This window comes from Herbaspirillum hiltneri N3 (genome assembly GCF_001267925.1).
GTDB classification, from domain to species: Bacteria; Pseudomonadota; Gammaproteobacteria; order Burkholderiales; family Burkholderiaceae_D; genus Herbaspirillum; species Herbaspirillum hiltneri.
On sequence record NZ_CP011409.1, the window covers coordinates 2,245,795 to 2,267,590 of the forward strand.

The 21,796-nt window shown below is 60.3% G+C and carries 22 protein-coding genes; 18 read left to right on the forward strand and 4 right to left on the reverse strand.

Annotation, left to right across the window (positions count from 1 at the left end; genetic code table 11):
* The first annotated feature begins 99 nt into the window (after nt 1–99).
* The 7 genes from flhB to motD are packed head-to-tail and all read left to right on the forward strand — an operon-like array spanning nt 100 to nt 8,026.
* Nucleotides 100–1,281, forward strand: coding sequence for a flagellar biosynthesis protein FlhB (gene flhB, locus F506_RS10180; RefSeq protein ID WP_053197134.1), 1,182 nt, complete (start codon nt 100–102; stop codon nt 1,279–1,281).
* The gene (flhA, locus tag F506_RS10185) at nt 1,278–3,368 is read left to right on the forward strand and encodes a flagellar biosynthesis protein FlhA (protein WP_053197136.1); all 2,091 of its coding nucleotides are present in this window, start codon (nt 1,278–1,280) and stop codon (nt 3,366–3,368) included. The genes flhB and flhA overlap by 4 nt, the downstream gene beginning before the upstream one ends.
* On the forward strand, nt 3,365–4,822 hold the full coding sequence (gene flhF / locus F506_RS10190; RefSeq protein ID WP_053197138.1) for a flagellar biosynthesis protein FlhF: 1,458 nt from the start codon (nt 3,365–3,367) through the stop codon (nt 4,820–4,822). Before flhA ends, flhF begins: the two co-directional genes overlap by 4 nt.
* Before the next feature lie 34 nt (nt 4,823–4,856).
* Nucleotides 4,857–5,654 (forward strand): MinD/ParA family ATP-binding protein, encoded by a 798-nt coding sequence (locus tag F506_RS10195; RefSeq protein WP_053197140.1) that lies wholly within the window; start codon nt 4,857–4,859, stop codon nt 5,652–5,654.
* Nucleotides 5,655–5,709: 55 nt separating this feature from the next.
* A complete protein-coding gene (locus F506_RS10200; RefSeq protein ID WP_053197142.1) occupies nt 5,710–6,444 on the forward strand; it encodes an RNA polymerase sigma factor FliA in 735 nt (244 codons plus the stop codon).
* Nucleotides 6,426–7,172, forward strand: a complete 747-nt coding sequence (locus tag F506_RS10205) for a flagellar motor protein (protein ID WP_053197145.1) — start codon at nt 6,426–6,428, stop codon at nt 7,170–7,172. Before F506_RS10200 ends, F506_RS10205 begins: the two co-directional genes overlap by 19 nt.
* Nucleotides 7,173–7,195: 23 nt before the next feature.
* A complete protein-coding gene (gene motD, locus F506_RS10210; RefSeq protein ID WP_053197147.1) occupies nt 7,196–8,026 on the forward strand; it encodes a flagellar motor protein MotD in 831 nt (276 codons plus the stop codon).
* Between the two features lie 54 nt (nt 8,027–8,080).
* Here the strand turns inward: motD and F506_RS10215 are convergent, their stop codons facing one another.
* From F506_RS10215 to flgA, 3 genes are all read right to left on the reverse strand, one after another.
* Nucleotides 8,081–8,554, reverse strand: coding sequence for a flagella synthesis protein FlgN (locus F506_RS10215; protein ID WP_053197149.1), 474 nt, complete (start codon nt 8,552–8,554; stop codon nt 8,081–8,083).
* Nucleotides 8,555–8,558: 4 nt separating this feature from the next.
* Nucleotides 8,559–8,879, reverse strand: coding sequence for a flagellar biosynthesis anti-sigma factor FlgM (gene flgM / locus F506_RS10220; protein WP_053197151.1), 321 nt, complete (start codon nt 8,877–8,879; stop codon nt 8,559–8,561).
* Nucleotides 8,880–8,986: 107 nt separating this feature from the next.
* Nucleotides 8,987–9,709 (reverse strand): flagellar basal body P-ring formation chaperone FlgA, encoded by a 723-nt coding sequence (gene flgA / locus F506_RS10225; protein WP_053197152.1) that lies wholly within the window; start codon nt 9,707–9,709, stop codon nt 8,987–8,989.
* A 209-nt stretch (nt 9,710–9,918) separates the two neighbouring features.
* On the opposite strand from flgA, the gene flgB reads away from it, so the two are divergent.
* From flgB to flgL, 11 genes are all read left to right on the forward strand, one after another.
* The gene (flgB, locus tag F506_RS10230) at nt 9,919–10,341 is read left to right on the forward strand and encodes a flagellar basal body rod protein FlgB (protein WP_053197155.1); all 423 of its coding nucleotides are present in this window, start codon (nt 9,919–9,921) and stop codon (nt 10,339–10,341) included.
* A 5-nt stretch (nt 10,342–10,346) separates the two neighbouring features.
* Nucleotides 10,347–10,751 (forward strand): flagellar basal body rod protein FlgC, encoded by a 405-nt coding sequence (flgC, locus tag F506_RS10235; RefSeq protein ID WP_053197157.1) that lies wholly within the window; start codon nt 10,347–10,349, stop codon nt 10,749–10,751.
* 14 nt (nt 10,752–10,765) lie between these two features.
* Entirely contained in the window at nt 10,766–11,485 is a 720-nt protein-coding gene (locus F506_RS10240; RefSeq protein ID WP_053197159.1) for a flagellar hook assembly protein FlgD, read from the forward strand.
* Nucleotides 11,486–11,519: 34 nt separating this feature from the next.
* Nucleotides 11,520–12,794, forward strand: a complete 1,275-nt coding sequence (gene flgE / locus F506_RS10245) for a flagellar hook protein FlgE (protein WP_053197161.1) — start codon at nt 11,520–11,522, stop codon at nt 12,792–12,794.
* Nucleotides 12,795–12,856: 62 nt separating this feature from the next.
* Nucleotides 12,857–13,600, forward strand: a complete 744-nt coding sequence (flgF, locus tag F506_RS10250; RefSeq protein ID WP_053197162.1) for a flagellar basal-body rod protein FlgF — start codon at nt 12,857–12,859, stop codon at nt 13,598–13,600.
* 33 nt (nt 13,601–13,633) lie between these two features.
* Nucleotides 13,634–14,416, forward strand: a complete 783-nt coding sequence (gene flgG, locus F506_RS10255; RefSeq protein WP_053197164.1) for a flagellar basal-body rod protein FlgG — start codon at nt 13,634–13,636, stop codon at nt 14,414–14,416.
* Between the two features lie 40 nt (nt 14,417–14,456).
* Nucleotides 14,457–15,116, forward strand: coding sequence for a flagellar basal body L-ring protein FlgH (locus F506_RS10260; protein ID WP_053197166.1), 660 nt, complete (start codon nt 14,457–14,459; stop codon nt 15,114–15,116).
* A 15-nt stretch (nt 15,117–15,131) separates the two neighbouring features.
* Nucleotides 15,132–16,271: a flagellar basal body P-ring protein FlgI gene (locus tag F506_RS10265; protein ID WP_053197168.1), complete on the forward strand. Its 1,140-nt coding sequence runs from the start codon at nt 15,132–15,134 to the stop codon at nt 16,269–16,271.
* Nucleotides 16,272–16,283: 12 nt separating this feature from the next.
* Complete coding sequence (gene flgJ / locus F506_RS10270; protein WP_053197170.1) at nt 16,284–17,225, forward strand: flagellar assembly peptidoglycan hydrolase FlgJ; 942 nt, start codon at nt 16,284–16,286, stop codon at nt 17,223–17,225.
* Between the two features lie 156 nt (nt 17,226–17,381).
* Complete coding sequence (gene flgK, locus F506_RS10275; protein ID WP_053197174.1) at nt 17,382–19,658, forward strand: flagellar hook-associated protein FlgK; 2,277 nt, start codon at nt 17,382–17,384, stop codon at nt 19,656–19,658.
* A gap of 17 nt (nt 19,659–19,675) precedes the next feature.
* Entirely contained in the window at nt 19,676–20,809 is a 1,134-nt protein-coding gene (gene flgL, locus F506_RS10280) for a flagellar hook-associated protein FlgL (protein ID WP_053197175.1), read from the forward strand.
* Between the two features lie 158 nt (nt 20,810–20,967).
* Here flgL and fliR read toward each other — a convergent pair whose 3' ends face one another.
* Nucleotides 20,968–21,771, reverse strand: a complete 804-nt coding sequence (fliR, locus tag F506_RS10285) for a flagellar biosynthetic protein FliR (RefSeq protein ID WP_053197177.1) — start codon at nt 21,769–21,771, stop codon at nt 20,968–20,970.
* Between the last annotated feature and the right edge of the window lie 25 nt (nt 21,772–21,796).

The window sequence follows — 21,796 nt, forward strand, 5'->3', positions numbered from 1 at the left end:
TTCCCGCGATGATTCGAGGTCTCCCTCGCCAATAATTCTGCCTGATAGTCTCAAAATTCCGTCTTTACAAGCGGAAAGAAGCAATACGGGGGAACGGCAGTGGCCGAAGATAGCGATCAAGAACGGACCGAACAGCCCACCAGCAAACGCATTGAAAAAGCGCGTGAGCAGGGCGACGTGCCGCGCTCGCGCGAAATGGCTACGTGCGTCATGCTGCTCATCGGCGGCAGCACCCTGTGGATGTTTACCGGCCCGCTCGTGACCAGCCTCAACCGCTTCATGGTCTCCACCATGACGTTCGAGCGTGAAATGGCTTTCGATCCGGCCTTGCTGTTCGAACGCATGAGCGGTCATTTCATGGAAGTGGCGGTCGCCTGTATTCCCATCGCTTTCCTGATGACGCTGGCGGCCGTGGCCTCGCCGCTGATTCTGGGCGGCTGGCTGTTCAACGGCAGCTCGCTGGAACCCAAGTTCGACCGCCTCAACCCCATGAAGGGCATCATGAACCTGTTCTCGCTCAATTCGCTGGTCGAGTTGGGCAAGGGCATTCTGAAGTCCGTCCTGGTCGGCGTCATCGCCTGGTTCGCCATGCGCAGCCATATCGACGCGGTCCTCAACCTGAGCGTCGAGCCGCTCAAGGTGGCCAGCAGCCACATGCCGAATTTGCTGTGGACCTGCTTCATCATGATGGTCTGCGCCCTGATCGTGATTGCCGTGATCGACGTCCCGTATCAGCTGTGGAACTACACCCGCAAGCTCAAGATGACGCGCCAGGAAGTCAAGCAGGAACACAAGGAATCCGACGGCGACCCGTTGATCAAGGGCAAGATTCGCGCCCTGCAACGTGCCGCCGCACGCCGCCGCATGATGTCGTCGGTGCCCACGGCGGACGTCGTGGTGACCAACCCGACCCACTTTGCCGTGGCGCTGAAGTACAGCGAAGGCGGCATGTCGGCGCCGCAGGTGGTGGCCAAGGGCACCGAAGCGGTGGCCGCCAACATCCGCAAGATCGCTGCGGAGAACAACGTACCGATCCTCGAAGCGCCGCCGCTGGCGCGCGCATTGCACTACCACACCGAAATCGGCGACGAGATTCCGGAATCGCTCTACACAGCGGTCGCTGAAGTCCTCGCCTATGTCTTCCAGCTGCGCACCTACAACAGCAATGGCGGCGTCCGTCCGGACGAGCCGAGCGAGCTCGAGGTGCCGAAGGAACTGGACGATCCACTGTACAAACGCAAGGCCGCCATGGCTGCCGCACAAGCTAGGGCCGGACAATGAACATCAACAGCATGAAACTCCCGGCCTGGGTGCCGATCAAGCATACCAAAGCGCTCGCAGCGCCGATCCTGATCGTCATGATGCTGGCGATGATGGTGCTGCCGCTGCCGGCGTTTGCGCTCGACATCCTGTTCAGCTTCAATATTTCGCTGTCGGTGATCGTGTTGCTGACCGCGCTGTACACCGTCAAGCCGCTCGACTTCGTGGCGTTCCCGGCGGTGCTGCTGGTGAGCACCATGCTGCGCCTGTCGCTCAACGTGGCATCCACCCGCGTGGTGCTGACCGAAGGCCATACCGGTCCCGACGCAGCGGGTAAGGTGATTGAGGCCTTCGGCCACTTCCTGATCGGCGGCAACTACACCGTCGGTATCGTCGTCTTCATCATTCTGACGATCATCAACTTCACCGTCGTCACCAAGGGTGCCGGCCGTATCGCCGAAGTGGGTGCACGCTTCACTCTCGATGCGATGCCCGGCAAGCAGATGGCGATCGACGCCGACCTCAACGCCGGCATGATCGGCGAGCCGGAAGCCCGCGCCCGCCGCAAGGAAGTGGCGCAGGAAGCCGAATTCTACGGCGCCATGGACGGCGCCAGCAAGTACGTGCGCGGCGATGCCGTGGCCGGCATTATCGTGACCGTGGTCAACATCGTCGGCGGTCTCGTGGTCGGCATGATCCAGCATGACCTGGCCTTCGACATGGCATTGAAGAACTACACGCTGCTGGCCATCGGTGACGGCCTGGTCGCACAGATTCCTTCGCTGATCATCTCCACCGCTGCAGGTGTGGTGGTCTCGCGCGTCGCCAACGATCAGGACGTCGGCGGCCAACTGATCAACCAGCTGTTCGCCAAGCCGGAAGTCCTGTACCTGACCGCCATCATCATCGGCGGCATGGGCCTGATCCCGGGCATGCCGCATGTTGCGTTCATCATCATTGCCGCCATGCTGGCCGGCGCCGGTTATTCCGTCAGCCAGCGTAAGCAGCAGGCCGGCGCGATCGCCGAATTGCCGGCCCCCGTCACGACGCCGCAGGAAATCGAGGAAGCCACCTGGCAGGACATCTTGCCGGTCGACACGCTCGGTCTGGAAGTCGGTTACCGCCTCATCCCGCTGGTGGACAAAGGGCAGGGCGGCGAACTGCTGCGCCGGATCAAAGGCATCCGCAAGAAATTCGCGCAGGAAGTCGGCTTCCTGTCGCCGCCGGTACATATCCGCGACAACCTCGAACTCAAGCCGTCGGCCTATCGCATCGCCTTGAAGGGCGTGGAAATCGGCAAGGGCGAAGCCACTTTCGGCCAGTTCCTGGCGATCAATCCGGGCATGGTCACCGGCCCGTTGCCAGGGCTCATGACCACCGACCCTGCGTTCGGCCTGCCGGCTGTCTGGATCGAAAGCAACATGCGCGAAATGGCGCAGACCATGGGCTACACCGTGGTCGATACCGGCACCGTCATTGCGACCCACCTCAACCATTTGATCACCATCCACGCAGCGGAATTGCTGGGGCGCCAGGAAGTGCAGCAATTGCTCGATCACATCGGCAAGGATGCGCCGAAGCTGATCGAAGATCTGGTGCCGAAAGCCTTGCCGTTGGGCACGGTCCAGAAAGTGTTGCAAAACCTGCTCATCGAAGGCGTGCATATCCGCGATATGCGGACTATTATCGAAACCCTGGCCGAGCATGCGCCGCGCGTGCAGGAGCCGAACGAACTGACCGCCATCGTGCGCATTGCCCTGGGCCGCGCGATCGTGCAACAGATTTTCCCGACCGAGAGCGAGCTGTCGGTCATGACACTGGACACCAAGCTGGAGCGTCTGCTGATGCAGGCGATGCAGGCCAGCGGACCGGAAGGCGGCGGCATCGAGCCCGGTCTGGCAGATACGCTGATTACTCAGACAGAAAACGCAGCACGTCATCAAGAGCAGTTGGGTTTAACCCCGGTATTGTTGGTCCCGGGTCCTTTGCGGGCATTGCTGGCGCGCTTCTTGCGACGCGCAATGCCTCAACTCCGGGTGCTTTCACACGCTGAAGTTCCTGATTCGAAAACGATTAAAGTTACCAGCCTAGTTGGAGGGCAAGCATGAACGTCAAAAAATTTATAGCAGGGTCGTCGCGAGACGCATGGCGCCAGGTGCGCGAAGCGCTGGGTCCTGACGCCGTCATTCTCTCCAACCGGAATATCGACGACGGTGTCGAGATCCTGGCCATGGCAAACGAAGACATGTCGTCGCTGGTGGTGCCGGCCATGTCCAAGGATGCCATGCCGCGTCCGGCCGTGCGCCGACCGCCTGCCCAGCCTGCATCGCTGCAGGCCGCCGTGCCGCGCACGCGCGTTGAACCACAACAGCAGCAGCAACCGCCCGGTGCATCCATGCCGGTCGAACACAATACCGCGCAAGCCGATGCCCGTGTCTGGCGTACGCGCAATGCCGCACGCGCCAGCGCCAAGGAACAGCAGGCACAAGCGCTGACGCCGGCACAAGTGGCCGCGGGACCTAAGGCTGCCGCAGCGACGCGTCCGCAACAGGCCGGTGTCATGGCTGAGTTCGACGGCAAGGACTACGACGAGATCCTGTCCGACGTCATGACCGAAATCCGCTCCATGCGCGGCGTGCTGGAAACTCAGCTGGCGGAAATCTCCTGGGGCGGCACGCAAAAGCGCGAACCGGCCAAGGCCGCGATCATGCGCGAAATGCTGGCCGCCGGTTTCAGCGCCAGCCTGTCGCGCCTGATCACCGAGAATCTGCCGCAAAGCCCGAAATCTCAGGACGCCATGTTCTGGGTCAAGTCGGTGCTGGCCAAGAATCTGATGACCATGGCCAACGAAAACGAATTGCTGGAAGAGGGCGGCGTCTACGCGCTGGTCGGCCCGACCGGTGTTGGCAAAACGACCACGACCGCGAAACTGGCGGCGCGTTGCGTGATGCGCCACGGCCCGGGCAAGCTGGCGTTGATCACCACCGACGGCTACCGTATCGGCGGCTACGAACAACTGCGCATTTACGGCAAGATTCTCGGCGTGATGGTGCACTCGGTGAAAGATGAATCCGATTTGCGTATCGCCCTCGACGAACTGCGCGGCAAACATACTGTCCTAATCGATACCGCCGGCATGGGCCAGCGCGACCAGATGGTGGCCGAACAGGCTGCGATGCTGTCCGGCGCAGGCACCGACATCAAGCGCCTGTTGTGCCTCAATGCAACGGCCACCGGCGGCACGCTCAATGAAGTCGTGAGCGCGTATTCGGGCGACGGCCTGGCGGGTTGCATCATTACCAAGCTCGACGAAGCAGCCACCATCGGTAATGTGCTCGATGTTGTCATCCGTCAGAAACTGAATCTGTATTACGTCGCAAACGGTCAGCGCGTGCCGGAAGATTTGCATGTTGCCAACAGGTTGTATCTGGCCGACCGCGCCTTTAAACTGAAGCGTGAAACTGCGCCGTTCGAATTCCAGGATGCCGAGTTGCCGGTCGTGGTCGGGCCGACGGCCACGGCCATGAATGACAAAAGCCTGCGGGAGGTGATCCTTGGCTAGCTATGACGTTGATCAAGCGGAAGGACTGCGACGGATGCTGGAGCGTCCGACGCCGCGCGTATTCACTTTCTTCTCGGTTCTGCCCGACGAGGAAAAAGGCGCGATGCTGATCAATCTGGCTGCCTCTCTTGCCGCCGCCGACCACAACGCATTGTTGGTCGACGCTTGCATGACGCCTTCGGTGATCTTGTCGCGTTTCGGCGGTGTCGCCGTGGCGACGCTGCTCGATGTTGCACGCCAGGAGCGGCAACTGGACGAAGCGGTGCGCATGGTGCCGGAAGGTTTTGCGCTGGCGCGGCTGTCGCGCAAGAACGTCTCGGCTTCCACGCATCCGCAAGCCTCCCGGCTGGCGCAGATTTTTGACGGACTGACGGAAGAGTCCGACATCACCCTCATCAACGGTGAACTGAACGACGACGAACTGTTGCCGGTGCCGGCCATGGAAATGGGCGAAATCGTGGTGCACATGTCGACCAGCCCGACCTCGATCAAGGCGGCGTACGTCTTGCTCAAGGGCCTCAGCGACAAGCTCGGCCGCCGTCCTTTCAACCTCCTCGTGAGCGGTGGTTCGGACGCGGATGCACAGATGGTGTATGCCAACATGGCGCAGGCCGCCAATCGTTACCTGGCGGCGCAATTGCATTTCATGGGTTCTATCCCGGCCGACGAACACATCCGTCGCGCATCGGGGCAGGGCCGCACCGTGCTGGAAGCATTTCCATTGGCGGGTGCGACGCTGGCATTCAAGCGCCTGGCGGATCAGTTTTCGTTATCCAATCTCACCAAGGGCACGTACGGTATGGCGACCGATGGAGCAAGTCTCGGAGTATGACGCGCCTTGCATTGCATGATAGTTCGCACTCACCATTATTGACGAGATGAGTTCTATGTATAACGTCAAAGGAAAGACGGCCAAGAACGGTTTGCTCGAGCTGCATGCGGCGCTTGTGAAAAAGCTGGCGCATCAGATGAAGGCAAAGCTTCCGCCCAGCGTGGAAGTGGACGACTTGATTCAGGCAGGCATGATCGGTCTGCTTGATGCCGTCAATCGCTATGAGGAAACGCACGGCGCACAGTTTGAAACCTATGCCGTGCAGCGTATCCGCGGCGCCATGCTGGACGAATTGCGCAGCAGCGACTGGCTGCCGCGCAGCATCCGCCAGAACACCCGCAAGATCGAAGAGGCCATCCATGTCCTGCTGCAGCAGCTCGGCCGTCCGCCGCAGGAGACCGAAGTCGCCACGCAGCTCAAGATGAGCCTGCTGGAATACCAGGACATGCTGACCGAATGCGGCGGCCATCAACTGATTTACTACGAAGATTTCCATGACGCCGACGGCGGCCACGAGCATTTCCTCGATCGCTACCAGACCAGCGATACCGATGACCCTTTGCAGAACCTGATCAACGGCGGTTTCCGCGAGGCCGTCATCGATTCGATCAAGGCCTTGCCCGAGCGTGAAAAGATTCTGATGGGCCTGTACTACGAACAGGAAATGAACTTGAAGGAAATCGGCGCCGTCATGGGCGTCTCCGAGTCGCGGGTTTGCCAGCTGCACAGCCAGGCCATCGCCCGCATGCGCTCGACCTTGAGGGAGCAGGCGTGGACTGGAGTAGCGTAGGAGGCTTACTGCTGGCGTTGGGTGGCATCTTGCTGGGCTTGCTGCTCGAAGGCGGTCATCCCGGTTCGATCCTGCAGCCGACCGCTTTCCTGATCGTCTTCGCCGGCACCGTCGGCGCGGTGCTGCTGCAAACCAGGCTCGACAACTTCGTTCACGGCGTCAAGCTGCTGTCCTGGGTATTTTCTCCACCGCTTCACAATCACCGCACACTGATCGACAACATCACGGTGTGGAGCGGCATCTCGCGGCGCGAAGGTCTGCTGCATCTTGAAGAACACATGAACGACAGCACCGATCCCTTCGTCAAGAAAGGCTTGCGCCTGCTGATCGACGGCATTACGCCGGCGAAGCTGCTCGAGATCCTTGACGTCGACACTACCGCGTACGAAACCCGCCAGCGCCAGGCGCTCAAGATCTGGGAAGCCGCCGGCGGCTATTCGCCCACGATCGGTATCCTCGGCGCGGTGCTCGGGCTGATCCACGTGATGGAAAATCTGTCGGATCCCGCCAAGCTGGGCGGCGGCATCGCGGTGGCATTCGTGGCGACGATTTATGGGGTCGGCCTGGCCAACCTGTTCTTCCTGCCGGTGGCCAACAAACTCAAGGACTTGCTGGCGGCGGAAGTGAACCGGCGCGAGATGGTGGCCGACAGTCTGTTCGGTATCGCCAGCGGCGATAACCCGCGCGTGATCCAGGAGCGCGCCGAGTCGTATTTCCCTGCTTCATGATCGACTGACATCACCTGTTCATCATGGCCCGAAAAAAACATGTAGAAGAGCACGAGAACCACGAACGTTGGCTGGTTTCGTATGCCGACTTCATTACGCTGCTGTTCGCTTTTTTTGTGGTCATGTACGCCATTTCCCAAGTCAACGAAGGCAAATACAAGATCCTCGCCGATTCGCTGGTCAACGCCTTCGGCAAAGAGCCGGTCTCGACCGCGCCGATCATAGTGCAGGCCGGGGGACAGGGCGCGCAGCAATCCGCTGCGCCCAAGATCACGTTGCAGAAGCCGCGCAGCAACGAAGCGCTGCGCCGTGAAAAAGAGCGCATGACTGACATGGCGCGCGACATCATGCAAGTGCTGGCGCCGCTGGTGCAAGAGGGCAAGGTGCGCGTGACGCAAACCAGCGTGGGCGTCAACGTCGAGATCAACGCCAACGTCCTGTTCGCACCCGGCGACGCCAAGGTCAGCAAGGAATCGGAAGAAACCCTGATCGCCATCGCGCGCGTGCTGAAGAACGACGATCATGCCATCCAGATCGAAGGCCACACCGACAATACGCAGATCAGCACCAGCGTGTTTCCTTCCAACTGGGAGTTGTCGGCGGTGCGGGCCAGCACGGTGGCGCGGCTGTTCAGCAACCAGGGCATCGCCGAGCTGCGGCTGACGGCGGTGGGACATGGATCGAACCAGGCGGTGGCTTCCAACGATACGCCCGAGGGGCGGCTGCGCAATCGCCGCGTCGACGTGATGATCTTGTCGCGCCTGGCGGAGCAGGCGACCGAGGTGCCGTTTGCGGACCAAGGGGACAAGACAGTTCCGGCGGTTCCGCCCATCCAGCCCAAGCCGGCTCCATAAAGCAAAAAGCCCGTTCATGCGAACGGGCTTTCTTGATTCAGGAGCGCCTGGAAATCAGCCGATGCCGAGAGGGCGGCCGGAGCTGCGCAGGCTGGACTGTCCGTCAGGGCCGTAGAAGGAGCCGTTGCTCTTGCCTTGCAGGATGTTCATGGCGTTCTGGTTGATTGCCATTTGCTTGCCGATCAGCAAGCCGTTCAGGCGATTCAGTTCGCGCGCGGATTGCGCCAGCGCAAACAATTCTTCCCAAACTTGCTTGTCTTCGGCCGAACCGTGCTGTTCGATCCATGACTGCATGCCGTTCTCGCCGGCAGTGAATCCCAGTGCGGCGAGCGTCTTGTGACGTTGATCCGCCAATGTGGCCATGCTGGCAACAATGTTGGCCTTCTCGTTGATGATGTCGGGAATCTTGTCCGCATCGCCATTGCCGCTGAGCAAATCCTGCTCTTGCTGCAACGCGGCCACCAGACGCGACGTGACTTGCTTTTCGTCGGAAAGCGTATGGGATGGCAGGAGCGGATTACTTGTCATTGCATTAAGCCTTGCGTGAACCGATCAGATCTTTGACTGTGTCGAGCAAGCCGTTGGCGACTTTCTCGGGATCAACCTGGAAGGTGCCGTTGGCGATGGCAGCCTTGATTTCTGCAACTTTCTTGGCGTCGAAAGTACCGCCGGGAGCGGAGGCCTTCACGCCCAGCGATTGATATTGCGAAGACAGCTGGACATTGGCTGCGGTAGAAGCGTCGCTGCCTGTCTTTGCGGTTGTGGTGCCGGCATTGCTGTTCGCGGTGCGCGCTTGGGGTTGCGCGATTTCCGGTAAGCCTTTGCCAGTTTTGAGGGCGTCATTAACGTTCACGGCATCATCCTTGTTGGGTTAGGGTTCTGTGACCCGCCTGTTGCCTAGATTATCGGCCATTTCTCCGCAAACTTTAATACTTTTATCGCCCTGCAAAATGTTTCTTGTCAGTAATTGATCTCGAGGATGCCGCCGGCCTTCGCTATCCCGCTCACGACCTGGCCTGCAGGCGTTTTGGCTTGCACCATCTGGCCTTCGCTGCCATTGGTGAGCGCACGTGCTTCGGTGGTAATCTGGAAGCCTGGTCCGGTGGACACTACGCGCACTGCCTGGCCTTGCTGCACCACGCGGTTGCTGCGCAGCGCATCCTGGCGTATCGGGGCGCCGAGTGCCAGCGAAATGTTGGCGGTGCGGCCGATGGCCTGCGACGCGTCGGTAATGGTGCCGTTGGGCAAATTGGAGAGGTCGCCCTTGACCTTGGTGATGTCGTTGGGGCCGATGACCTGGCCTTGCGCCAGCGGCGCCGCAGTCACAATGTACTCGGCGATGACCTGCACCGTGGCGCGCACGTACACCGTCCAGGCCGACGGCGCGATGCACTTGATGCCGATGGTGGTGCGGCCCCACAGGCGACCGCCGTTGGGCATGAACGCTTGCGGCGAGGTGCAGGCGGCGAGATTGAGGCGATTGTCGACCGGTTCGACGGCGATATTGACGGTGCCGGACAGGCCGGTCGTCTGGACTTTCATGAATTGTTCTGCAATCTTTTGCAGGGCGCCAAGATCCTGACGCGGCGGAGTGTTCGGTTCGGTGGTTTGGGCCAACGCAGAGAGCCCGAATGCGGGCAGCAACAGCAGCAAAGACAACAGCGCTTTGGACAATGATTTCATAACGACAACTTTTCAACCGGGTGATCGGAGGCAGCGCCATCCTGTCAGCAATAGTACTGGCGGCCGACTCTGTCAAAAGGTCGAACAAGGCATAGTTTTCTCTCTTTCTCGGGCATTAGAGTTTGAGGGGGAGCCTTATGATCCAATGGTGTGTAAATCCCATTATCGGCATGATGCGTGCTTTATGAAGGGTACGTCAGGAGGATTAGATGGCTGCAAAACTGGATGATTATCTGCGATTCAATGAAACGGCGCTGAATTTGCGCGCCCAGCGCCAGCAATTGCTGGCGTCCAACATCGCCAATGCGGACACGCCGAATTACAAGGCGCGCGACATCGATTTCGCCAAGACGCTGCAGGGCGCCATGGCCGGCAAGTCGAGCACTGTTCCTCCGGTCGAGCTGGCGCGCACTTCGTCGGCGCACATCGCCGGCAAGGCGGCCGGCGACAGCGGCATCGGCGGCTCGCCGCTGCTGTATCGCAAGGAAACCCAGAGCAGTGTGGACGGCAACACCGTCGACATGGACGTCGAACGCAACCAGTTCACCGACAACGCGGTGCGCTACGAAGCAGGCATCACCGCCGTCAATGCGCAGATCAAGGGTCTGCTAGCCGCCATCCAACCAGGCTGATCATCATGTCTCTTTCCAATATTTTCAACGTCGCCGGTTCGGCCATGAGCGCGCAATCGCAGCGTCTCAATACGGTTGCCAGCAACATCGCCAACGCCGACAGCGCCACCGGCCCGGACGGCAAGCCGTACAAGGCCAAGCAGGTTGTGTTCAAGGCGGTGCCGTTCGGCAATATCGAGAACAGCGGCGTGCAGGTCAGCCAGGTCGTCGAAGACCAGGCGCCGCCCAAGCTGATCTACGATCCCAAGCATCCGATGGCCGATAGCAACGGCTACGTCGCCATGCCCAACGTCAATCCGGTGGAGGAGATGGTCAACATGATCTCCGCCTCGCGTTCGTATCAGACTAACGTCGAGACGATGAATACCGCCAAGAACATGTTGATGAAAACCCTCACCATCGGTCAATAAGGAAGATCCCAACCATGACTACTGTTTCCAACGATCTGCTGTCGGCAGTGAATGGCTCGTCGACATCGAATTCCAATACGTCGAGCCTGAACGACAACAGCCCGGAAGCGATCCAGAATCGCTTCCTGAAGCTGCTGACAGTGCAGATGCAGAACCAGGATCCGACCAATCCGATGGACAACTCGCAGCTGACCACTCAGCTGGCGCAGCTGTCGACCGTGTCGGGCATCAGCCAGCTGAACACCACGCTGGCTTCGCTCATGTCCAACCTGGGTACCTCGCAATCGCTCCAGGCTGCCAACATGATCGGCCACAGCGTGCTGGCTCCGGGCAACAACCTGACCCTGACTTCCGACACCACCAAGGCTGCCGACGGCACCGAGACCACCACCCAGAAGGCCGTGTTCGGCGTGCAGCTCGGCGCCAACGCCGACAGCATCAAGGTCACCATCCGTGATGCGACCACCGGCGCGGTTGTACGTCAAATGGATCTGGGCAGCCAGGCTGCAGGCACTGTTCCGGTCATCTGGGATGGCACCAACGACGCCGGCACCAAGGCTGCCGATGGTCAATACACTTTCACCGTCGCAGCGACCAGCGGCGGCACCGCCGTGGACGCCGCCGCGCTGTCGTTCGGCACGGTTGCCAGCGTCAGCACCGGCGCCGACGGCGTCAAGCTGAATGTATCGAATATCGGCAGCATCAAGCCGACCGACGTTATCCAAATCCTCTAAATCCACTGACGGCTTCCAGCACAAGGAGAATCAAATGAGTTTTCAACAAGGCCTGAGCGGTCTGGCAGGGGCATCGAAGAGCCTCGACGTGATCGGCAACAACGTTGCCAACGCCAGCACAGTGGGTTTCAAATCGGCACAGGCGCAGTTCGCCGACATGTACGCCAATTCGATGAACCGTTCCGGTAACTCGCCGGTCGGCATCGGCGTCGCGGTCGCGAACGTGCAGCAGGCATTTACTCAGGGTAACGTCACCACCACCAACAATCCGCTGGACATCGCCATCAACGGCGACGGCTTCTTCCGCATGCAGGGCAGCCTGACCGACCAGTCGCCGATGTACGCCCGCAACGGTCAGTTCCAATTGGATAAAAGCGGCTACATCATCAATCCGAGCGAAAAGGGCGCGTACCTGACCGGCTGGCTCGGCACCGTGACTGGCGGTGATCCTGTGCCGCTGAAGATCGACACCTCGAATATTCCCGCTACCGCGACGACCCTGGTCAGCACCAAGCTGAACCTGGATTCTCGCCTGACCGCCATCGTTCCTGCAACGACGCCGTTCAGCCCGACCAACGCGGCCAGCTACAACAGCACCACCGGCGTCACCATGTATGACAGCCTCGGCAACTCGTACAACGTGCAGACGTACTACGTCAAGAATGCGACTACATCGACCGCGACGACAACCGACTGGGATGTCTACGCGACCATTGACGGTGTGACCTATCCTGTCGCCGGCGCTCCGGTCAAACTCGATACATTGACCTTCAACAGCTCTGGTGTACTGACCGCCGGTGCAACGGGCAGCTCGTTCGCCCTGGCGACATTGAACGGCACCTTCGTGAAGCCCGGCGCCACCTTCCCTGCAGCCGTCGCCTTCGACTACACCGGCACGACGCAAACGGGCCAGGCTTTCACGCCCGTCGCACAAGACCAGAACGGTAAAGCGCCCGGCGTGCTGTCAAGCTTCTCGATCGGCAAGGATGGTTCCATCATCGGCAACTATTCGAACAACGACACCAAGGTGCTGGGTCAGGTTCTGCTGGTCAACTTCGCCAACCCGAACGGCCTGTCGCCGCTGGGCAATAACCTGTACACCGCTACTGCGGACGCCGGCCAGCCGCTGGTGGGCAAGCCGACCACCGGTCAGTTCGGCGTCCTGCAAGCGCGCGCCGTGGAAGACTCCAACGTCGACCTGACCACTGAACTGGTCAACATGATCGTGGCGCAACGCGTCTATCAGGCAAACTCGCAGACCATCAAGGTGCAGGATACCGTCCTGCAAACGCTGGTCAGCCTGCGCTAAGCAATTTGAAATAAGTGGGGAAGCGCGCGACATCGCTGCCGCGCGCGCACAAAGGGGTAATTATGGATCGTGTGATTTACACCGCCATGTCGGGCGCCAAGCACACAATGGAGCAGCAGGCCACCGCCAGCAACAACCTGGCGAACGCGACGACAACCGGCTTCCGTTCCCAGCTCGATACCTTCCGCGCAGTACCAGTGGTGGGCGGCGAAGGGCTGGCAACGCGCACCTTCGTGGTCGATTCGACCGCAGGCACCAACTTCGCGTTTGGCCCGATACAAGACACCGGTCGTGCGCTGGACGTCGCCGTGGCGGGTGAAGGGTGGATTGCAGTGCAGACCGCCGACGGCGGCGAAGCCTATACCCGCAACGGCAGCTTCAAGATGAGCGAAAACGGCATCCTGCAAACGCAGACCGGCCTGAGTGTGCTGGGTGACGGCGGTCCGATCAGCATTCCCCCCGACGTCACCGTGGCGATCGCACCGGACGGTACGGTGTCTTCAATCCCGACCATGGGTACGCCCAATGCGGTCAACGTGCTGGGTCGCATCAAGATGGTCAATCCGGATGAGAAGTCGCTCAAGCGCGGCGACGACGGCCTGTTCCGCCTGACTGCGGGCACCCAGGCTCCGCCTGATGCCAACGTCCGCCTCGTCGGCGGTGCGCTCGAGGGCAGCAACGTCAACGTGGTGGATTCCATGGTCAACATGATCAATCTCGCGCGCCAATTCGACCTGAACATGAAGGTGGTGACAACCGCCCAGAGTGATGCAGACAAAGCCAACCAAATTCTGTCGTTGTCCTGAAGCTAAACCAACTATTCAGGTACTGGAGAAAACATGATTCGTTCCCTGTGGATTGCCAAAACCGGTCTCGATGCGCAACAAACGCAACTGGACGTCATTTCGAATAACCTCGCCAACACCAGCACCAACGGCTTCAAGCGTTCGCGCGCCGTGTTCGAGGATCTGATGTATCAGACCCTCCGCCAGCCGGGTGCACAGTCGTCGCAACAAACGCAATTGCCGTCAGGCCTGCAAATCGGTACCGGTGTGCGTCCGGTGGCGACCGAGCGTATCCATACGCAAGGCAATACCAACCAGACCAATAATGACAAGGACGTCGCTATTCAAGGCGCCGGTTTCTTCCAGGTGCTGATGCCGGACGGCACGACGCAATACACGCGCGACGGTTCATTCCAGTCGGATGCCCAGGGCCAGCTGGTGACGTCGAGCGGCTACGTGGTGCAGCCGCCGATCACGATGCCTGCCAACATGACCAAGCTGACCATCGGCCGCGACGGCACCGTTTCGATCATGCAGGCCGGATCGACGGCGACCACGCAGATCGGCACGCTGCAGATCGCCACGTTCATCAATCCGGCCGGTCTCGAAAGCAAGGGCGAAAACCTGTATGCGGAAACTGCCGCCTCCGGCACGCCTGCACCGAATACCCCGGGCACCAATGGCGCCGGCGCATTGTGGCAGGGTTATGTCGAGACCTCGAACGTGAACGTGGTCGAGGAAATGGTCAACATGATCCAGACCCAGCGCGCGTACGAAATGAACAGCAAGGCAATCACGACATCCGACCAGATGCTGGCCAAGCTGTCGCAGCTGTAATTTGTTGAGTAATGCTTTGATGAAATGGGATGAGGCAAACATGAAAAGCCTGCTGAAACTTGCCGCCATCGTAGGGATGATTGCTCTTGCCGGATGCGAAACGGTGCCGGATTCGATCGTCAAGACGCCGTTGACAGCCAAGCCGCAGCCGGCTGCTTATGCGCCGCCGACCAACGGCGCCATCTTCCAGTCTGCGGCCTATCGTCCGCTGCTGGAAGACCGCCGTGCCCGCCTGGTGGGCGACACCCTGACCATCATCATCAATGAAAAGACCAGCGCCGCGAAATCGGCGGGCAGCTCCGGCAGCAAGACCGGCAGCGCCAGCGCCATTGCGCCGACGCTGTTCGGCACCAGCATCAAGGAGCTCTCCGGCAGCGGCGGCAGCACCAACAAGTTTGAAGACAAGGGTGCGATCAGCTCGAGCAACAACTTCACCGGCACCATCGGCGTGACCGTCATCGAGGTGATGCCGAACGGCAATATGGTTGTCAGCGGCGAGAAGCAGGTGGCGCTGGACAAGGGCGTCGAATATGTCCGCTTCTCCGGCACGGTCAGCCCCGACAACATCGCAACCGGCAATACCGTGTCGTCGACGCTGGTGGCCGACGCCAAGGTCGAGTACCGGACCAATACACGTGTGGATATGGCGGAATTCATGTCTTCTTTGTCGCGCTTCTTCTTTAGCGTGTCGCCGTTCTAGTCCCAAGGTGGCTTCATGAATTTCCGTTCGTTTTCCCTGTTCCGCTCCAACCGCCTGGCAACGATGCTGGTGGCTGCGGCATGCCTGCTTGGCGCGGGCGTCAGCCATGCTGAACGCCTCAAGGACCTGGCCAGCATTCAGGGCGTGCGGCAGAATCAACTGGTGGGCTACGGCCTGGCCGTCGGTCTCGACGGCAGCGGCGACCAGACCACGCAGACGCCGTTTACGGTGCAGAGCGTGATCAGCATGCTGCAGCAACTGGGAGTCAATCTGCCCAGCACCTCGACCAGCAACATGCAACTCAAGAACGTCGCCGCCGTGATGGTGACGACTTCCTTGCCTGCGTTTGCTCAGCCGGGACAGACGCTGGATGTTACTGTGTCCTCGATCGGTAACGCCAAGAGCATTCGCGGAGGCACACTGCTGATGGCACCGCTGAAAGGCGCCGACGGCCAGATCTACGCGATCGCCCAAGGCAACATCGTGGTTGGCGGCGCCGGCGCTTCGGCGGCCGGCAGCAGCACCACCATCAATCATCTGAGCGTCGGCCGCATCTCCGCCGGCGCCACCGTCGAACGTGCGGTGCCGTCCGCGCTGGGCCAGGGCGACATGGTCAACCTGGAACTCAACGACAACGACTTTTCCACCGCCAGCCGTGTGGTGGAAGCTGTCAACAAGCGCTTCGGCTTTGATACCGCAGTGGCGCAGGACGGTCGCGTGATTCGTATCCGCGCGCCGCTCGGCAGCGGCGAACGCGTGGCGTTCCTCGGTGCGCTGGAAAATATCGACGTCACGCCGTCGCGCGTGCAGGCCAAGGTGATCCTGAATGCGCGTACCGGTTCGGTGGTGATGAATCAGGCGGTGACGCTGGATACCTGCGCGGTATCGCACGGCAATCTGTCGGTGGTGATCAACGCGGAAAACAGCATCAGCCAACCCGGCGCCTTGTCCGGCGGCCAGACTGCCGCCAATCAGAACGCACAAATTTCCATCAGCTCCGCACCCGGCAAGGTCATGTATCTGAAGGGCGGCGCCTCGCTGGCAGAAGTGGTCAAGGCGCTCAACGCCATCGGCGCGACGCCACAGGACCTGCTGGCGATCCTGCAAGCCATGAAGGCTGCCGGCTCCTTGCGCGCCGAGCTCGAAATCATCTAACTGGGGCAGGTCATGATCAACAACATCAAACCGGGTAATCCGACGGAAAGCCTGGCCGCCGACGCCAACAGTCTCAACAGCTTGCGTTCCGCCGCGGCCACGCAATCGCCGGAATCGCTCAAGGGCGCGGCCAAGCAGTTCGAAGCCTTGTTCCTGAACATGATGTTGAAGAGCATGCGCGATGCCACGCCGCAGGACGGCATGTTCGACAGCCCGCAGACCAAGATGTTTACCAGCATGCTCGACCAGCAGCTGAGCCAGAACATGGCGCAGCGCGGCGTCGGTCTTGCTGACATGCTGGTGCGCCAGCTGTCCAGCAGCCTGAGCAAGCCATTGCCTGCCGACGACGACGGCGCATCCGCTTTGCCGCTCGATATTCCGCTGGCCAACACACTGAGCGACCTCGACAAGTCGCGTCTGGTGCAAGGCCTGGCCAATGCCACCGATGACGGTGCGTCCTCCCAAGGCAAGCGCAAGGGCGGCCAGCAGCGTCCGGCGCACGTCGAAGCCTTCCAGAATCGTTTGCAGGCCGACGCCGAAGCAGCCAGCCGCGTCACCGGTATCCCGGCCAAGTTCATGCTGGCGCAAGCTGCACTGGAAACCGGTTGGGGCAAGAAAGAAATCCGCGCTCGCGACGGCAGTTCAGCGCACAACCTGTTTGGCATCAAGGCCACGGGCAACTGGACCGGAAAGACGGTCGATGCGACCACCATCGAATACGTCAATGGGGTGGCGCAGCGCAAGGTGGAGAAATTCCGCGCCTACGATTCTTATTCGGAAGCCTTTCAGGATTACGCCAAGCTGTTGCGCAGCAACCCGCGCTACGAAAAAGTGTTGGCCAATGCGCAAGACGCCCACGGTTTCGCTTACGGCTTGCAACGCGCAGGCTATGCAACCGATCCGCACTATGCGGAAAAGCTATCGCGCATCATCCGCCAGTCGCTGTCGGCCTGACGCGCGGCTTGATATCCGCCTGGGCGGGATCTTTTCCATATGCGGCGGGGAACGCCAGGCGCTTCCCGCACTCTCAAAATCATTGGTAACACGTCCTAAAGTTTCCCTGCAGGATGCCGTTCACTAGGTTATTCCGTTAAAGAACAGACAGATAGCATGGCAACCAATATCTTCAGTATCGGGCAAAGTGCACTGGCCGCAGCTCAGGCGGCGCAGGCCACGACCAGCCATAATATTTCCAATGCGACAACCCCGGGCTATAACCGCCAGGTAGTCGTACAAAGCACGGCCGGCGGTATCAACTACGGTTATGGCTTTATCGGGCAGGGTACGCAGGTTGCCGAAATCAAGCGCGTCTATAACGATTTCCTCAACAAGCAGGTAATGGCGTCGCAGACCACTGCGAGCTCGCTGGACTCCTACCTGTCGCAAATCAGCCAACTGAACAATCTGGTCGCCGACACCTCGGCCGGCCTGTCGCCAGCGCTGCAGGATTTTTTCACGAAGATGCAGAATCTGGCGTCGACGCCGAACAACGATGCCGCCCGTCAGGCCGTGCTGTCCGCGGGTTCGACGCTGGCTGCGCGTTTCCAGAGCCTGAACGACCAGATGGCGCAGAGTCGCACCAGCGTCAATGCCCAGATCACATCGAGCATCGGCACCATCAATTCGTACGCAACGCAGATCCAGGAACTGAATCAGGCGATCATCAAGGCGCAGGGCAGTGGCGGCGGCGCCGCGCCGAACGATTTGCTCGATCAGCGTGACCAGGCGATTGCCGATCTGAACAAGATCGTCAAGGTCACCACCTTGCCGCAAAACAATGGTTCGCTGAGCGTTTTCATCGGCAATGGCCAGCCGCTGGTACTGGGCGATCAGGTAGCGCAACTGGTGGCAACGCCGGCGGACGACGATCCGACGCGTCTGCAGGTCTCGATCAAGACCAGCAGCAACGCCACCATCCTGTTGCCCGACGGCGCCTTCACCGGCGGCAGTCTAGGCGGCATCCTGCAATACCGCACCGAAACGCTGGACACTGCGCAGAACACGCTGGGTCGCGTGGCGATTGTGCTGGCCAGCGCATTCAATGCGCAGCACAAACTGGGGCAGGATCAGAACGGTGCGCTGGGCACCAACTTCTTCAATGTTCCCGTGCCTTCGGTGGTTGCCAACACGAAGAATCACACCGTGGCCCCCTTGGCAGCCGCCACAGCGACAATCAGCAATCCGTCGGCGTTGACGACCAGCGACTATCGTCTGGATTTCGACGGCACCAATTATTCGGTTACGCGTCTGTCGGACAACACCAAGACGACATCGGCGACGATGCCGGTCACGATCGATGGCGTTGATTTCGGCTCGACCAACATGGCCGCGAACGACAGCTTCCTGATCAAGCCGACCATCAATGGCGCCAACGGTATCAGCGTGGCAATTACCAATACGCAGAAGATCGCCGCCGGAACACCGATCGTCACCTCGACCAACGCGATCACCGACATGGGCCTGGTCACGACGGGCAATACGGGTACCGGCGTGGTGACTTCCGCGACGGTCGACAAGACGACGTTCGTGCCAAACTCGACGCAGACGTACACCTATAGCAGCGGCACGACTTCGCTGGCGTTGACGCCGCCGGCAAGTGTGACGGTCACGACGACTGCCGGCGTAACCACCACGTATGCAGCCGGTGCGCCGATTCCTTATTCGGCCGGGGCAACCATCAGCAGCGGCGGTGTCAGCTTCGTGCTGAGCGGTACTCCCGCCAACAACGACAAATACGTGTTTTCGCCCAAGCCGGGAAATACAGGCACGGCCACGATTTCGTCGGGAACCATCAATACGAACTTCACCGCGACGTCGTTGCCGGCAGGTTCCAAATTGAGCTTCACCTTCGATAGCGCGACCGGAACGCTGGTGCCGTCGCCTGCGATCGGGTCGGCGACGATGGGTACCGTGACGGTCAAGGATGCCAGCGGCAACGCGGTTGCGGTGACGCCGCCGAATTTGCCTTTCGGCCCGGGCTACAGCTACACCACGTCGACCGGCATGAGCTTCAGCATTACCGGCCAGCCAGCCAACGGCGACCAGTTCTACGTGTCGCCAAACACCAACGGCGTGACCGACAATCGCAACGCGCTCGCCTTGAACGCGCTGCAGACCGCCAATACGATCGGCAATACGTCGTTCCAGGGATCGTATTCGCAACTGGTCAGCCTGATCGGCAACAAGACCAATGAGATCACCGTCACCAACAAGGCTGAAAACGCGCGTCTGACCGCGATTCAGCAGGAGCAGCAATCCGAATCCGGCGTCAATCAGGATGAGGAATTGTCCAACATGATCAAGAACCAGACGGCCTACCAGGCTGCGGCAAAAATCATTCAGGCTGCCAGCGACATGCTGAACGTCTTGTTCACGCTCGGCGGCTAGTTTTAAGGAAGATCAAAATGCGTATTAGCACAAGCATGCTCTATCAACTGAGCAACACCGAATTGACCAGCATGCAGGGTTCGATCCTGAAGCTGAACCAGCAAGTGACCCAGCAGCAGACCGTATTGCTGCCATCCGATGACGCAGTCGCGGCTGCACGTGCGCTGGATCTGTCGCAGACGCAGGCGCTCAATGATCAGTACAAGATCAATCGCAACAATGCCGACAGCTCGCTGTCGCAGGTGAATGCGGCGTTGACCAACGTCACGGCCATGCTGACCAAGATCAAGTCGAACATCACCCAGGCCGGCAACGCGGCATTTTCCAATAACGAGCGCGCCAACATGGCGACCGAGCTCAAAGGCAACCTGAAAGAGATGCTGGGTTTCGCCAATGCCACTGATGCGCTGGGCAACTACCTGTTCTCGGGTTTCAAGGCCACGACGCAGCCGTTCGACTACGACAGCATGGGTAACATCGTCTACAACGGCGACCAGGGCCAGCAGTCGTTGCAGGTGGATTCGACACGCAACATGGAAACCAGCGTGTCCGGCCAGGCGGTGTTCCAGGGCGCAGGACAGGACACCTTCAAGAACATGCAGGACCTGATCACGCTGTTGCAGGTTCCGGTTACTGAAGCCGCCAACAATGCCGACACGCAGGCTGCCAATACATACGAATATCCGGCCGGTTCCGGCCAGTTCCCGATCCAGGCATACAAGACAGCGCAAGCAGCGGTGGACGCAGCCCTGCCAACCGATCCGAATTACGGCACCATGCTGACTCAGGCTGCGAACGCCAAGCTGCTGTCGGACAAAGCGGATGCTGCACGCACTCCGATTCCGGGTAGCCAGGCGGCATTGACGCGTGGCCTGAACAAGCTCGGCGCGGCGATCGACCTGCAGATGAACAGCGTCGGCGCAGCCACGGCATCGGTAGGTGCACGCCAGGCGGAAATCGACAATCTGAACGCAACAGGCGATGTACTCAAGGAGCAGTACACGCAAAGTGTTAACGACTTGCTGGGCCGCAATCCGTCGGACCTCGCGGCAAACATCAGCGCCTTGTCGCTGCAGCAGACTTACCTGCAAGCCGCTCAAAAATCCTTCGTCACCACCAGCAGCCTGACGCTGCTGAACTACCTGAAGTAATCCTTCCCGGCCGGGCGAACTGAGGTTTGCCCGGTGTCTCTCTCTTCCTCGCAGTAGTTATTCGGTTTATTCCCGTTTGCAATCGATGCGGACGCGTCCGTCGCGACGCATGTCTCGTGCGACTGTTCGCTGTTGATTCCGGAGCGGCTGATGGTGTATCAGCGTTTGGGTATCGGCGGGATGGTCGCCATGCCGCCGAGCATGCGCACGGTTTCGATGGTGTCGCTGAGGAAGTGCTGCAGTGGTGTCAGCATGTAGGGAAGACAGATCGCGATCAGCAGGAAGCCGACCACCATGGTGATCGGAAAACCGATGCCGAACAGGTTCAGTGCCGGCGCCGCGCGTGTCAGGATGCCCAGCGCCATGTTGGTGATCAGCAGGGCCACCAGCATGGGCAGCGACAACTGTAGCCCCATGCTGAAGATACGGGCGCCGGAAAGCGCTACGTAGTGAAAGCCTTCCGCCGTCACCGGCGTTGCGGTGATAGGCAGGGTATTGAAGCTGTCCGCCATGACCGCGACCAGGAGCAAGTGACCGTTGATGCTCAGGAAAACCAGCGTGGCCAGCAGCGAAAACAACTGGCTGACGGCGGAGGTGCGTCCTTGAGACTGCGGATCGAAGAAAACGGCGAAGCCGAGACCCATGGTGTTGCTGGTCATTTCACCCGCCATTTCAACAGCGGCAAAAACCAGGCGGACGGAAAACCCCATGGCGGCGCCGATGATGAATTGCTGGACCAGGATCAGTAGCCCCGTCATCGACATCGGATCGAGCGCAGGAGGCACGGGTACATTGGGAGCGATGACCAGCGATGTCATGACCCCGAGCAGTATCTTCACCAGCATCGGTACGCTTGCGCTGCCGAATGGCGGCGCGACAGCCAGCAATCCGAGGATGCGCGTCAGCGGCCAGATGAAAGCGGCGATCCAGATATAGAGCTGAGCGCTGGTGACGTTGATCATGATGTTGCGATTGCCGGCGAAAGCG